General features: G+C 71.3%; 13 protein-coding genes. 7 read left to right on the forward strand and 6 right to left on the reverse strand.

What is annotated here, in order from left to right; all coding sequences use genetic code 11:
* Positions 1 to 648, reverse strand: coding sequence for a TetR/AcrR family transcriptional regulator (locus tag E7742_RS19025; RefSeq protein WP_175420531.1), 648 nt, complete (start codon positions 646 to 648; stop codon positions 1 to 3).
* Between the two features lie 66 nt (positions 649 to 714).
* Here E7742_RS19025 and E7742_RS19030 point away from each other — a divergent pair, with 66 nt between their 5' ends.
* The 4 genes from E7742_RS19030 to sigJ all read left to right on the forward strand — a co-directional run bounded on the left by E7742_RS19030 (position 715) and on the right by sigJ (position 3,817).
* Positions 715 to 1,227: a hypothetical protein gene (locus E7742_RS19030; RefSeq protein WP_254699068.1), complete on the forward strand. Its 513-nt coding sequence runs from the start codon at positions 715 to 717 to the stop codon at positions 1,225 to 1,227.
* Positions 1,228 to 1,283: 56 nt separating this feature from the next.
* A complete protein-coding gene (locus tag E7742_RS19035; RefSeq protein WP_137800366.1) occupies positions 1,284 to 1,577 on the forward strand; it encodes a putative quinol monooxygenase in 294 nt (97 codons plus the stop codon).
* Positions 1,578 to 1,682: 105 nt separating this feature from the next.
* Positions 1,683 to 2,927 (forward strand): NAD(P)/FAD-dependent oxidoreductase, encoded by a 1,245-nt coding sequence (locus tag E7742_RS19040; RefSeq protein ID WP_254699069.1) that lies wholly within the window; start codon positions 1,683 to 1,685, stop codon positions 2,925 to 2,927.
* Positions 2,924 to 3,817 (forward strand): RNA polymerase sigma factor SigJ, encoded by an 894-nt coding sequence (gene sigJ / locus E7742_RS19045; RefSeq protein WP_254699070.1) that lies wholly within the window; start codon positions 2,924 to 2,926, stop codon positions 3,815 to 3,817. Before E7742_RS19040 ends, sigJ begins: the two co-directional genes overlap by 4 nt.
* Positions 3,818 to 3,826: 9 nt before the next feature.
* Here sigJ and E7742_RS19050 read toward each other — a convergent pair whose 3' ends face one another.
* Both E7742_RS19050 and lysX read right to left on the reverse strand, forming a co-directional pair.
* Positions 3,827 to 4,519 (reverse strand): DUF998 domain-containing protein, encoded by a 693-nt coding sequence (locus tag E7742_RS19050; RefSeq protein WP_137800367.1) that lies wholly within the window; start codon positions 4,517 to 4,519, stop codon positions 3,827 to 3,829.
* A 7-nt stretch (positions 4,520 to 4,526) separates the two neighbouring features.
* Positions 4,527 to 7,877, reverse strand: a complete 3,351-nt coding sequence (lysX, locus tag E7742_RS19055; RefSeq protein ID WP_137800368.1) for a bifunctional lysylphosphatidylglycerol synthetase/lysine--tRNA ligase LysX — start codon at positions 7,875 to 7,877, stop codon at positions 4,527 to 4,529.
* Between the two features lie 87 nt (positions 7,878 to 7,964).
* Here lysX and E7742_RS19060 point away from each other — a divergent pair, with 87 nt between their 5' ends.
* Entirely contained in the window at positions 7,965 to 8,189 is a 225-nt protein-coding gene (locus E7742_RS19060; RefSeq protein WP_137800369.1) for an RNA-binding S4 domain-containing protein, read from the forward strand.
* A gap of 27 nt (positions 8,190 to 8,216) precedes the next feature.
* Here the strand turns inward: E7742_RS19060 and E7742_RS19065 are convergent, their stop codons facing one another.
* Entirely contained in the window at positions 8,217 to 9,650 is a 1,434-nt protein-coding gene (locus E7742_RS19065; RefSeq protein ID WP_175420532.1) for an acyl-CoA synthetase, read from the reverse strand.
* 128 nt (positions 9,651 to 9,778) lie between these two features.
* On the opposite strand from E7742_RS19065, the gene E7742_RS19070 reads away from it, so the two are divergent.
* Positions 9,779 to 10,516 carry an IclR family transcriptional regulator gene (locus E7742_RS19070; RefSeq protein WP_137800371.1) on the forward strand — a complete coding sequence of 246 codons (738 nt, stop codon included), beginning with the start codon at positions 9,779 to 9,781 and terminating at the stop codon, positions 10,514 to 10,516.
* Positions 10,517 to 10,605: 89 nt separating this feature from the next.
* Entirely contained in the window at positions 10,606 to 11,904 is a 1,299-nt protein-coding gene (locus E7742_RS19075) for an alpha/beta hydrolase family protein (protein WP_137800372.1), read from the forward strand.
* 61 nt (positions 11,905 to 11,965) lie between these two features.
* Here E7742_RS19075 and rraA read toward each other — a convergent pair whose 3' ends face one another.
* Together rraA and E7742_RS19085 are read right to left on the reverse strand one after the other, a co-directional pair.
* Complete coding sequence (rraA, locus tag E7742_RS19080; RefSeq protein ID WP_137800373.1) at positions 11,966 to 12,436, reverse strand: ribonuclease E activity regulator RraA; 471 nt, start codon at positions 12,434 to 12,436, stop codon at positions 11,966 to 11,968.
* A gap of 62 nt (positions 12,437 to 12,498) precedes the next feature.
* On the reverse strand, positions 12,499 to 12,879 hold the full coding sequence (locus tag E7742_RS19085) for a DUF5313 family protein (RefSeq protein ID WP_137800374.1): 381 nt from the start codon (positions 12,877 to 12,879) through the stop codon (positions 12,499 to 12,501).
* Positions 12,880 to 12,949 lie beyond the last annotated feature (70 nt).

Here is a 12,949-nt window from a genome sequence, read left to right on the forward strand (position 1 = left end):
TTATCTCCTGTCCGTATCGGTGCTGCTGTAGCTGTTCACGACGGTGACGAACAGACGCGCCCGCGCCCGCCGGACCGTGTCGTTGCCGGGTTCGACGAGGACCTGCACGGCGGTGCCGTCGTGGATCGCGACCAGTGCGCGGCCGAGCGCCTCGCGGTCGTCGACGCGCCGTCCGGCGGCGGTGAGGGCGTCCTCCACGATCGGCAGGATCGTGTGGAGGATCGCCTCCTCCCGCGCCGCGACGACCCGGGTGAGCGCGGGATTGCGCAGCGCGTGGGCGGTGAACTCGGCCGTGATCCGGTACCACGCGTCGTCGACGGGGATCGCGTCCAGGACCCGCTCGACGGTCGCCTCGAGCGTCGGTGTGGGCGCCGCCGTCCGGTCGGCCAGGGCGGCGCGGATGCCGTCGAGCATCCGGGCCGACCGCTGCTCCCACATCGCCAGGAAGAGTTCGTCGAGCGAGGTGAAGTTGGAGTAGAACGCCCCGCGGGTGAAGCCGGCCCGCTCGCACACCTGCTCCACCGTGGAGCGGCCGAAGCCCTCCTCGGCGAAGACGTCCGCGGCGGCGTCGAGCAGGCGCTGCCGCGTCTCGGCGCGGCGCCTGGTGACCCGCTCGGGGCGGGACGGCGCGGTCGTCAACTCGGTCATCCGTGCAGGTCACCCCTCATTTCGAAGCCCGCGTCCGCTCGATACGAAACTGTATCCGATCGAGTCGTGCGTAGGGTCGAAACGGTGCAGGTCTGGTACGTCAGTTACGGATCGAACATGTCGCGGACGCGACTGGAGTGCTACCTGCGCGGCGGATGTCCGGTCGGCGGCGTCCGCACGTACGTCGGCGCCCGCGATTCCCGTGCGCCCGCGGCGCGGATTCCGGTACGGCTGCCCGGCACCGTGTACTTCGCGGGCCGATCGCTCGTGTGGGGTGGGGGGCGGGCGTTCTACGACCCGGAGGTCGCCGGCGACACCGCGGCGTGCGCCTACCTCGTGACCGGCGAACAGTTCGACGACATCCTCGGGCAGGAGCCGCCCTGTTACGACCGCGTCCTCGACCTCGGTGTGCGCGACGGCGTCCCACTGCGCACGTTCACGAGCGGGCTCGGCCGCGACGACGTCGTCCCGGCGCCGCCGTCGGATGCCTATCTGGCGACGATGGCGACCGGTCTGCGCGAGGCGTTCGGCTGGAATGCCGAACGGGCCCAGGCGTATCTGCGGCGATTGCGTCCGTGACCGGGGTACGGTCGGAAGGCCGCACGCTGTGGCGGCTCTCACAGAAGAGGAATCGGATGTCCAACCTGCATGTCGTAGCGACCATTCCGGCCAAGTCCGGATCCGAGAACACCGTCCGCGCCGCGCTCACCACCCTGGTGGAGGCGAGCCGCAAGGAGGACGGCTGCGTGTCCTACGACCTGTACGAGTCCACGTCGGCGCCCGGGACGTTCGTCGTCGTCGAGGTGTGGGCCGACCAGCACGCGCTCGACACCCACATGAAGTCCCCGCACATGCGGGAGGCGGCCTCGGCGTTCGGCGCGCACCTGGCCGCGGCGCCGGGCATCCACCCGCTGCGCCCCATCGTCTGACACTCCTACCGCGTCTTCTCGGGTGGGCTCTCACGTTTCCGGGGCCTGTCTCGTCATAGATGACGAGAGCCCGCGACCCGCGGGCGCGGGGCACAGGAGACAGACATGACGAAGTCGTCGGAACACCCTCGGTCGTCGGAGCACAGCGTGGTCGTCGTCGGCGCCGGATACGCCGGTGTGCTCGCGGCCAACCGCATCCTGGCCGCGCGGGATCGGGCCCGCGGGGACGACCCGGCCCGGAACTGCCGCGTCACCGTCGTCAACCCGCGCGCCCAGTTCGTCGAGCGCATCCGGTTGCACCAGGTGGCGGCCGGAACCCGCGCGTCGGCCACCCTGCCCCTGCCCGACGTCCTGCACGCCGATGCGCAGGTGATCGTCGGGGAGGTCCGGTCGATCGACGCCGACCGGCGATGCGTCGAGGTGACCACCGCGGACGGGGTCGTCCCGCTCGGGTACGACACCCTCGTCTACGCGGTCGGTAGCGGCACGGCCCACTCGGTGCCGGGGTCGGGGGAGCACGCGCATCACGCCGGTGACGACGCCGCGACGTCCGCCCTGCGCGCGGCGCTGGCCGCCCTGGCGCCCGAAGCGGTGGTGCGGGTGGTCGGGGGCGGCGCCACGTCGGTGGAGATCGCGGCCGAGGTGGCCGCCGCCCGCCCGGACCTGGCGGTGGAGATCGTGTCGGCGGACCGGGTGCTGGGCTTCATGCGACCGCGGGCCCGCGCCCGGATCATGCGTACGCTCACCGGGCTGGGGGTCACGTGCCGCGAGGACACCCGCGTCGCGCGCGTGGGTGCCCACGAGCTGCACACGGCCGAGGGCGCGGTCCTGCCGTTCGACGTCTGCGTGTGGGCGGCGGCGTTCGGGGTCCCGGACCTCGCGCGGCGCAGCGGTCTGGCGACCGACGCGGCCGGTCGGCTGCGGGTGGACGCGACGCTGACGAGTGTCGACCACCCCGACATCGTCGGCGCCGGGGACGCCGTCGCGGTGGCGCCCGAGGTGGGCGGCCACCTGCGGATGGCGTGCGCGACCGCGATGCCGCTCGGCGGCCACGCCGCGACCACGGTGCTCGCGCGGATCCGGGGCCGGGCGCTGCCGGTGCTGTCGATCGGCTTCGCCGCGCAGTGCCTGAGCCTGGGCCGCAAGGCCGGCTACGTACAGCTGGTGCGGGCCGACGACTCACCGCGGCCGCTGGCGGCGGGCGGCCGGCTGGGTGCGACCGCGAAGGAGGCGATCTGCAGAATGACCGTCGACAAGTTGCGTGCCGAACGGGCACGGCCCGGTGCCTTCCACGCCCCGAAGGGGCCCGCTCCGGCCGCGCGCCCCCGGATCGAGGAGACGTCGCGGTGAATTTCGCTCGTGGATCGCGGGACTACGAACAACTCTTCGGCGTGGCGTACCGGATGCTCGGATCCGCGTACGACGCGGAGGACACCGTGCAGGACGCCGTCGTCCGCTGGCAGTCCCTGAGCGACGCCGAGCGGGCGCAGATCCGGGAGCCGCTCGCCTGGATGACCCGCGTCGTGGGGCGCATCTGTCTCGATCAGCTCGGGTCGGCGCGGGCGCGCCGCGAGTCGTACGCCGGTATCTGGCTGCCGGAACCCGTGCCGGGCACCGTCGGGCCGGCCGCCTCGGCGCGGCCGTCGGACCCGGCCGACGCCGTCACCCTCGACGAGTCGGTCTCGATGGCATTGCTGCGGGCGATGGAGTCGTTGACGCCGGGCGAACGCGTCGCGCTGATCCTGCACGACGTGTTCGGGATGCCGTTCGCCGAGATCGGTGACATCGTCGGCCGGACGCCCGAGGCGTGCCGGCAGCTGGCGTCCACGGCGCGTCGTCACCTGCGGTCGGAGCCACGGTTCGAGACCGACGACGCGCAGCGCGAGCGGGTGGTCCAGGCCTTCGCGGCGGCGTGCGCCACCGGTGATCTCGAGGCGTTGTCGGCGGTCCTCGCTCCCGATGTCGTCTCCCGCGCCGACGGCGGCGGCCTGGCCGGCGTCGCGCGGATGCCGGTCGTGGGCGCCGACCGGGTGGCGCGATACCTGTTGGGCATCATCCGGCGCGGCGAGACCAGTGGTCTGACCATCGACTTCCGCTTCGCCACCGTCAACAACGCGACGGGACTGGTGATCTCGACCGACGGGCGGGTGGCCGCGGTCATCGACCTCGCCGTCGTGGACGGCCGGGTCCACGAGATCGCGCTCGTCGTGAATCCGGACAAGCTCGCGGCCTGGGCCTGACACCGCGTTTCACGTGGAACCGGACGCCGCCCCGTGCAGGCCCCGCCAGGTCCGGTCGTCGAGCACGGTCGCGGCGACCAGGACCATCCACCCGCTCATCGACAACAGTTCGACGCGCTGCGCGAACCCGAGCCAACTGTGGCTGCCCGACGGGTCGTCCACCCCGACGAGCATCCACAGGGTGCCGACCAGGAACAGCACGACGACCGTGAGCCCGGCCCACCACATCGCCCGCGGCGCCCGGTGGACGAAGAGCGCGATGATGAACGCGACCGCCGAGACCACCGCGGCCGTCACCGACACCGTGCTCGTGAGCGCGTGCCACTGATGGGTGAGCGGCACCTGCGTCGCCTCGCACTCGGGCCGCGAGCAGCGCAGCGGCACCCGCGAGTCGGCGACGGTGCCGAGCGCGAACACGCCCAACGCCGCCCACCCGACGGTGGTGAGGAACCGCCGTGGCGTCAGCGTGAGGCCGATGACCGCCGCCACCGTCAACACGATGCCCGTCAGCAGGTCGCCGCTGCGATAGAGGATCCCGTACTGCCGATCCGTCGCGGCCAGCTGACTCGCGAAGCCCTCGAACGGGTTCGCGCCGGGGCTCACGAAGAACGCCAGCACCCACGACGAGTACAGCACCGCACCGGCGACGAGCAGTGCGGCCAGGGTGTACCGCCGCACCGCCGGCGCCACCGTCACCGTCATCGCGGCCTCACGCGCGGGGCTTCGCGAACGGGAACGCGAGGGACTCGCGGATACTGCCGCCGGTGATGAGCATGACGACCCGGTCGACGCCCATGCCGAGGCCACCGGTGGGCGGCATCGCGTGCTCGAGGGCCTGCAGGAAGTCCTCGTCGAGTTCCATCGCCTCCGGGTCGCCGCCGGCGGCCAGCAGCGACTGCTCGGTGAGGCGCCGGCGCTGGTCCACCGGGTCGGTCAGCTCGCTGTAGGCGGTGCCCAGCTCCATGCCCCACGCGACCAGGTCCCACTTCGCGGCGACGCCCGGGATCGTCGGGTGCGGCCGGGTCAGCGGCGACATCGACGTCGGGAAATTCGTGTAGAACGTCGGGAACTCGGTCTGCCCCTCCACCAGCTGCTCGTACAGCTCCTGCGCCACCGCGCCCGCGTCCCAGCTCTTCTGGTACTCGACGTCGTTGGCCTCGCAGAGCTTGCGCAGGTCCTCGAGGGACGTCTCCGGGGTGACGTCGACGCCCAGCTTCTCGGCGATCGCGCCGTGCATCGTCTTGACCGGCCACTCCCCGGAGATGTCGACGGCCACCGGTTCGCCGTCCGGGCCGGGCCGCATGACGGTCGGGCTGCCGTGTGCGGCGACGGCCGCGTTCTGGATCAGCTCGCGGCACACCACCATCATGCGCTCGTAGTCGCTGTGCGCCTCGTACGCCTCGAGGATCGTGAACTCGGGGTTGTGCTTGAAGTCCACGCCCTCGTTGCGGAACACGCGTCCGATCTCGAACACCTTCTCCATCCCGGCCACGCACAATCGCTTGAGGAACAGTTCGGGGGCGATGCGCAGGTACAGGTCCAGGTCGTACGCGTTGATGTGCGTGACGAACGGGGCGGCGTTGGCGCCTCCGTGGATGCGCTGCAGGATGGGCGTCTCCACCTCGAGGTATCCGCGGCCGGACAGCGAGTCGCGCAGCGATTTCACGATCGCGGTACGGGCGGCCAGCAGTCGGCGCGACTCCGGGTTGATCGCCAGATCCACGTAGCGTTGCCGGACGCGGGTCTCGGCGTCGGTGAGGCCCTTCCACTTGTCGGGCAGCGGGTGCAGGCACTTGCCGTTCATCCGCCACTCGGTCGCCAGCAACGACAGCTCGCCCTTGCGGCTGCGGCCGATGGTGCCGCTGACCTCCATGAGATCGCCCAGGTCGAAGTCGGCCGCGAACTCGTCGAGCCGGTCGCCGACGGTGGTGCGGTCGATGAGCACCTGGATGTCGCCGGACCAGTCCCGCAGCACCGCGAACGCGACCCCGCCGTACGCACGGATCCGCAACAGCCGTCCCGCGATTCGCACCCGCGTGCCCTCGGGGGAGGACGCCGCGGCGGCGACCGTGTGGGTCGGGGGATAGGCAACCGGGTACGCGTCGATGCCCTCGGCGGCCAGGCGCGCGAGCTTGTCCATCCGCACCCGCACCTGTTCCGGTCGGCGGACGTCCGGTGCCTCGGCGGCCGGGGTGGGACCGGCGGGCGCCGCCACGACGTCGGGCGCGCTGCCGTCGGCGTGCAGACCCCCGGCAGCCGCGAGCCCGTCCGGAACGGCGGTCCGGGTGCCGGTGTGGCTGACGGCCTTGGCGCGGTGGCCGAACGTGGGCAGCGTCAGGAACCCCTCCGCGACCGCGGACGCGATGCCCACCCGCGGCAGGTGCCGGTTGTCGTCGAAGCACAGGTAGCGCGGGGCCCACTCCGGCTGGTACTTCACGTTGGACCGGTACAGGGCCTCGAGCTGCCACCAGCGGGAGAAGAACAGCAGCAGCGACCGCCACATCCGCAGGATCGGGCCGGCCCCGATGCGGGCGCCCTCCTCGAACGTGGACCGGAACACCGCGAAGTTGAGCGACACCCGGATCACCCCGAACTCGTCGGCGCGGGTGGCGAGGTCGGTGACCATGAGTTCGACGACCCCGTTGGGGGCGTGCGGGTTCCGGCGCATCAGATCGAGCGAGACGCCGTTGGGTCCCCACGGCACGAGCGACAACATGCCCAGTACGTCGTCGTCCGGGCCGAGCGCCTCGACCAGCAGGCAGTCGCCGTCGAGCGGGTCGCCGAGCCGGCCGAGCGCCATCGAGAATCCGCGCTCGGTCTCGGTGTCGCGCCAGGCGTCGGCGCGGGCGATGACCTCGGCCATCTCCGCGGGCCGAATGTCGCGGTGGCGGCGGATCCGCACCGTCAGCCCCTGTTTGCGGACGCGGTGGACGGCCTGGCGCACCTGGCGCATCTCGCGCCCGTTCAGCGAGAAGTCGCGGGTCTCGAGGATCGCCTCGTCGCCGAGTTGCAGCACCGACAGCCCGGCCCGCTTGTAGGCGGTGGCGCCGGCCTCGCTCGCACCCATCACCGCCGGCGCCCACCCGTAACGCGTGCAGAGGTCGAGCCACGCGTCGATCGCGTGCGGCCATGCTTCCGGGTTGCCGATGGGGTCACCGCTGGCCAGGCACACCCCGATCTCGACGCGGTACGTCACGGCGGCCTTGCCGCTGGGTGCGAACACCACCGCCTTGTCGCGGCGGGTGGCGAAGTAGCCGAGCGAATCGTCGGCCCCGAACGTGTCCAGCAGACCGCGCAGGGCGGACTCGTCGTTTCCGGTGAGGGCGTTGGACGCGCGCTGCGAGCGGAACAGGGTGATCACCGCGGCCAGCAGCGCCAGCGCGCCGAAGAGACCGAGCAGGGTGTTGACGAAGACGTGCGGGTGCCCGTCGAACTGTTCGTTGTCGACGACGGACAGCGCCGTCACCCGGTTGAGGGCCCACAGGAAGCGTTCGCTCCGCGGCAGCGTGCCGGGGAACAGTTCCACCAGACCCCAGCCCAGGACGGTGCCGATTGCGAGTCCGGAGACCAGGACCCCGAGCGCCTTCCAGGCGGCGCCGCGACGGACCCGGGTGTAGAACTCCTTGCGCGCCGCGACGAGCACCCCGATCACCGCCAGATGGACCGCGCACGCCACTGCGGCGGCGAAATTCCGGTCGATGACCGCCTCCAGCGCGTTCACGATCGCGAACAACGCCAGGTAGATGGTCAGCAGCCACCAGGCGATACGTTTGCGGCTCGCCAGCGCCGCCGCCACCAGACCCACCACGACCGCCCACGACAGGCTGGTGTCGGGGGCGTCGAAGTAGTAGTTGTCGACGAGGACGCGCGGGGTGTGCACGAGATACCGGAGGGCCGGCGACAGGCTCCACAGGAACACCAGGACGGAGAACACGCCCAGGATCAGACCGGCGATGTGCGGCACCTCGGTGAGGCGCCCACGTTTCGGCGGGGCGGACGTTCGGTGCCGCTGCTCGCGCGTGTCCACCGCGTCTACCGGGGTCCCGGTGCTCGTCGCCATCGGCTTCCTTTCTCCGTCACCGCGCCGTCTCTGCCTCCAGTGTGAGGTGTCGGACAGCCGTTCGGGGTCAAGGAGGATGATGGAGTCATGTCTGACGCAGTGGACGAGGTCCCGATCCGTGACGAGACGATCCGCCTGGGTCAGTTCCTCAAGCTCGCCAATCTCATCGAGTCGGGCGCGGAGGCCAAGGTCGTCGTCGCCGACGGGCTGGTGAGCGTCAACGGGGAGGTCGAGATCCGGCGCGGGCGGCAGCTGCACGACGGGGACGTCGTCGAGATCGGTGGCGCGGCGGCGCGGGTGGCCGGCCCGTAGGGACCGTCACCACCCCCGCCCCGCCCCTCACCGCGCCGCGGCGAAATCGGCGATCAAGACCTTCTTCTGCACCTTGCCCATCGCATTGCGCGGCAACGTGTCGACGACGCGGATCTCGCGCGGGCGCTTGTGGATCGACAGGCTGCGCGCGACGAAGTCGGACAACACACCGTGGTCCGGGCAGTCGCCGACCACGTATGCGACGATGCGCTGCCCCAGGTCGGTGTCGGGGACGCCGATGACGGCGGCCTCCTGGATGCCGGGGTGGGCGAGCAGTGCCTGCTCCACCTCACCGGCGCCGATCCGGTACCCGCCGGACTTGATCATGTCGATCGACTCGCGTCCGACGATGCGGTGGAACCCGTCCGGGTCCACGATGGCGATGTCCCCCGTCTCGAACCAGCCGTCGTCGGTCGTCGACTCCGCGGTCTTCTCCGGATTGCCGAGGTATCCGTCGAACAGGGTGGATCCCGCGATCTGCAACTGGCCCAGAGTTTCTCCGTCGTGCGGGACCGGGTTCCCGGCCTTGTCGCGCAGTCGCGCCTGCACGCCGCGGATGGGCAGACCCACCCACCCCGGCCGCCGCTCGCCGTCGAACCGGGTGCTGAGCGTGATGATGGTTTCGCTCATTCCGTACCGCTCGATGGGGGCCGCGCCGGTGAGGGACTGCATCCGCTCGAACACCGGGACCGGCAGCGGGGCGCTGCCCGACACCAGTAGCCGGGCCGAGGCCAGTGCCCGGGCGGACGACTCGTCCCCGCACACGCGCGACCACACGGTCGGTACGCCGAAGTACAGCGAACCGTTCGCCGCCGCATAGGCTTCGGGGGTCGGTCGGACGGTGTGCACGAGCGGGGACCCGTGACGCAACGCTCCCAGGACGCCCAGCACCAGGCCGTGCACGTGGAACAGCGGGAGCCCGTGGACGAGGGTGTCGTCCGCGTTCCAGTCCCACGCGTCGGCGAGCCCGTCGAGTCCCGCCGCCACCGCCGACCGAGACAGCACGACGCCCTTGGGGGCGCCGGTGGTGCCCGAGGTGTACATGACGAGGGCGCCGGCCGCCGAATCCGGCTCGGGCCGGGTGGACGCGGACCGGGCCGCGGGATCGACCGCGAGGGTCGGTAGCGCGACGTCGTCGCGCGCCGCACCGAGCCAGAGCTGGGCCCCGGAATCCTTCAGGATGTGGCCGCGTTCGGTGGGCCCCGAGTCCGGCGGCACCGGGACGGCCGACACGCCGGCCATCAGGCAACCGGTCACGGCGATCACCGTCTCCATGCTGGCGGTCGCATCGACGGCAACCGTTGTGGCACCGGCTATCTCGTCGGCGACGGCGGCGGCGCCGCCGAGCAGCTCTCCCCGGGTCAGGGCATCGGGCCCGATCCGGACCGCCGGCCGGTCCGCGAGGTCGCCGCGCGTATCGGCGAGCGATGACAGCAGGGGGGCGAATGTCGGAGCACTCATCGGCGTGGGTCCCTTCTCGCAGTGCCGCAGCGTCCGGTCCACCATGCGGACCAGCGTGCTACGATGTGGTCCGGCCAACGTATAGCCTGGTGCTGTCGGCGTCAATCGTCGCGGGTGAAAGGTTTTGTATGAACAGCGTTCTCACAGCTCTACGCGTCTTCGAGGAAGTTGCTCGGACGCGGGAGGCGGGGCTGTCCGAGCTGAGCAAGCGCCTCGATGTTCCGAAGAGCACGGTTCAGCGGTGTCTGAAGACGCTCGCGGAGGCCGGCTGGCTGCGCCCGGCGGTGAACGATTCCGGGAAATGGGTGATCACCGGTCGCGCCTTCAGTCTGGGCAGCATGCTGGCGGCGGGCGACGACCTGCGCGACGTGGCGCTCCCGGTGCTGAGCACGCTGCAGGCGGAGACCGGCGAGACGGTCCACCTGACCGTTCCCGACGGGGACGAACTCGTGCTCATCGAGCGTCTCGACAGCGCGCACCAGCTGCGCGCGTTCCTTCCGCTGGGCACCCGCCTGCCGCTGCACGCGGCGTCCAACGGCAAGGCATATCTTGCGTCGCTTCCCGATGCGGAGGTGGAGCGGGTCCTCGCCGCCGATCTGGTGCCCGCGACCGGGCGCACCGTGACCGATCCGCACGCGTTGCGGGAGGAGATCGCCGAGATCCGACGCCGCGGATACGCCGTCACCGATCAGGAGCTGCACGACGGCATCGCTGCGGTGGCAGTCGCGCTGCGGGGCCGCAACGGGCTCGTCAGAGGATGCTTCAGCGTCTCCGGGCCGGCGTCACGATTGACCCCGGACCTGTACGGGGCCTACGGGGAGAAGGCGCTGGCGGCGCGCACCGAGATCGAGCGCCTGCTGTCCTGACCTGCCGATTCGGGTTGTCGTCCGGTCCCGGGGAAGTCCGGATGACCCTGGGGGATCCGCAGTACTGTTCGCCATGGAGGAGGAACGACATGGCCGAACTGGTTCTCACCTCGAACGCGTTGACCGTCGTGCTGTCGCGCGGCGAGAAGGTCGCGGGCCTGCACGGGGACATCACCGTCCCGCTCGCGCACATCCGGGACGTCGATGTGGTCGCCGACCCGTTCGCCAACCTGCGCGGCCTGCGTGCACCCGGACTCGCGGTGCCGGGGCGGGTTCGCATCGGCACTTGGCGAGGCCGCGGCGACCGGACGTTCGTCGTCGCGCGGCGCGGTGCGCCCGCCGTGCGGGTGTGCACCGCGGGCATCGGAGCCGGGTCGGCCTTCGACCGGTTGCTCGTCGGGACCGCGGACGCGACCGCCGACGCGCAGCGGCTCCGCGACGTCCTCGCGGCCGGCCGGCCCGAGTTCACCGAACACGAGACGACCTTCGTGTCCGGCGACGGCACGGTCGTGGCCGGGACGCTCGCGGTGCCGAGCGGGGGACGTGGGGGACCGGCAGCGGTGGTACTCAACGGTTCCGGCGAGATCGACCGGGACGGTGACCACCGGAAGCTCGCCATCGGAATCAGCCGCGCCGTCGCACATGCGTTGGCCCGCAACGGTGTCGCCTCGTTGCGCTACGACAAGCGGGGCGTCGGCCGGTCGGGCGGCGACTTTCTCACCGCCGGCTACGCCGACAACCGGGCCGACGCCGCGGCGGCGGTCGAATGGCTGCGCACCACAGGCGGTTTCGCGCGCGATGCGATCGCGGTGATCGGGCACAGCGAGGGGGCGTGCCTGGCGACGCAGCTGGGAGCGGACCGCGTCGTGGATCCGGCGGCGGTGGTGCTGCTCGCCGCTCCGGCGGTCACCGGCCGCGAGGTGTTGACGTGGCAGTCGGGCAGGGCGGTCGAGGGCCTGCCGGCGCCGGTACGAACGGCTATGCGGATCCTGCGCATCGATGTGGCTGCCCGACAACGGAAGGCCTTCGACAGGCTCTATCGCAGCCGGGACGACGTCGGGCGCCTGGGCCGCCGCCGGGTGAACGCGCGGTGGCTGCGGGAGTTCCTGGATTACGACCCGAAACCGTTTCTGCAGGACATCGTTCCGCCGGTCCTCGCGATCACGGGCGCCAAGGATATCCAGGTGGACCCCGGTGATCTCGAGACCATCGCGGCGCTCGTACCGGACGAGGTGGACACCGCCCGCGTCCCCGATCTGACGCACCTGCTGCGGCGCGACCCCCGGCCGCCGTCCCTGGGCGTCTACCGGAAGCTGGTGCGCCAACCGGTGGACGCGGAAGTGCTGGCGCTGGTAGCCGATTGGACGGCCGGCCACCTCAGGCGCTGACGCGCCCGTGCGCCTTTCCGGTAGCCGGGGTACCGAAAAGTTGCACGGGCGGCGGAGCCGCCTACCGGACGACGACGCCGTCGTCGTCGCTGTAGACCGTCTCTCCCGGGTTGAAGGTGACGCCGCCGAAGGAGACGGGCACGTTCTTCTCACCGGAACCGGTCTGGGTGCTCTTGCGCGGATTGGTGCCCAGGGCCTTGATGCCGATGTCGAGGGTCCGCAGGATCGCCGAGTCACGGACCGCGCCGTTGACGATCACGCCGGCCCAGCCGTTGGAGACGCCGCGGCCGGCGATGATGTCGCCGACGAGGGCCGTGTGCACGCTCGCGTCGCCGTCGACGACGAGGACACCGCCGTTGCCGGGCTCGCTGAGGGTCTGCTTGACGAGCAGGTTGTCCTGGAAGCACTTGATGGTGGTGATCGGCCCGGAGAACGTGCTGCGAGCGCCGAACTGGATGAATTGCGTATCGCAGCTGCGGATGTCGGGCCCGATCTCGTCGGCCAGATCGGCGGTTGCCACCGGTTCGCTCATGGTTGGTTCCCTTCGTCGGTTCGCGCGTCCACCATAGTTGACTCGCCGGTAACTTGGGATGGTCAGGCGCGGCCGTGACGCCGTTCGTAGTCGTCGCGGATCCGGTCCGCGCGGCGCTGCGCCTTCTCCGCGACCAGGTCGGGATCGAGGCCGTGACTCTGCAGCCGGTGCCGGCGGTACACCTGCATGAGCGCCACCGCGAAGTAGACCAGCGGGATGAACAGCAGCGCCATCATCGCCAGAGGAATCCAGATGGGCCCGGGAATGAGCAGGAACAGCGCGAGGATCGGCAGCACCGGCACCGTGAAGCGGATCAGATAGCGCACCGACGCCCCGGGGCCCACCAGATCGTTGCGGACCCAGTCCTGCAACGAGTCCGGCAGCGTCCGGCCGAACTGGTATCCCACGTACTGCCCGAAGGTGGGGCGCTGAAGTGCAGGCATGGCTCAAGCCTAGGCAGCGCGTCCGCCCTCCGTCCCGCCGGTGGCCGGGATCCCGCGGAATGGGCGGGAA

The organism is Rhodococcus sp. SGAir0479 (assembly GCF_005484805.1).
Taxonomy (GTDB): Bacteria; Actinomycetota; Actinomycetes; order Mycobacteriales; family Mycobacteriaceae; genus Prescottella.

Bases quoted from the DNA above. Each gene is read 5' to 3' on its own strand.
- E7742_RS19025 (WP_175420531.1), bottom strand. From the start codon at position 648: ATGACCGAGTTGACGACCGCGCCGTCCCGCCCCGAGCGGGTCACCAGG.
- E7742_RS19035 (WP_137800366.1), top strand. From the start codon at position 1,284: ATGTCCAACCTGCATGTCGTAGCGACCATTCCGGCCAAGTCCGGATCC.
- E7742_RS19040 (WP_254699069.1), top strand. From the start codon at position 1,683: ATGACGAAGTCGTCGGAACACCCTCGGTCGTCGGAGCACAGCGTGGTC.
- E7742_RS19050 (WP_137800367.1), bottom strand. From the start codon at position 4,519: ATGACGGTGACGGTGGCGCCGGCGGTGCGGCGGTACACCCTGGCCGCA.
- lysX (WP_137800368.1), bottom strand. From the start codon at position 7,877: ATGGCGACGAGCACCGGGACCCCGGTAGACGCGGTGGACACGCGCGAG.
- E7742_RS19060 (WP_137800369.1), top strand. From the start codon at position 7,965: ATGTCTGACGCAGTGGACGAGGTCCCGATCCGTGACGAGACGATCCGC.
- E7742_RS19065 (WP_175420532.1), bottom strand. From the start codon at position 9,650: ATGAGTGCTCCGACATTCGCCCCCCTGCTGTCATCGCTCGCCGATACG.
- E7742_RS19070 (WP_137800371.1), top strand. From the start codon at position 9,779: ATGAACAGCGTTCTCACAGCTCTACGCGTCTTCGAGGAAGTTGCTCGG.
- E7742_RS19075 (WP_137800372.1), top strand. From the start codon at position 10,606: ATGGCCGAACTGGTTCTCACCTCGAACGCGTTGACCGTCGTGCTGTCG.
- rraA (WP_137800373.1), bottom strand. From the start codon at position 12,436: ATGAGCGAACCGGTGGCAACCGCCGATCTGGCCGACGAGATCGGGCCC.
- E7742_RS19085 (WP_137800374.1), bottom strand. From the start codon at position 12,879: ATGCCTGCACTTCAGCGCCCCACCTTCGGGCAGTACGTGGGATACCAG.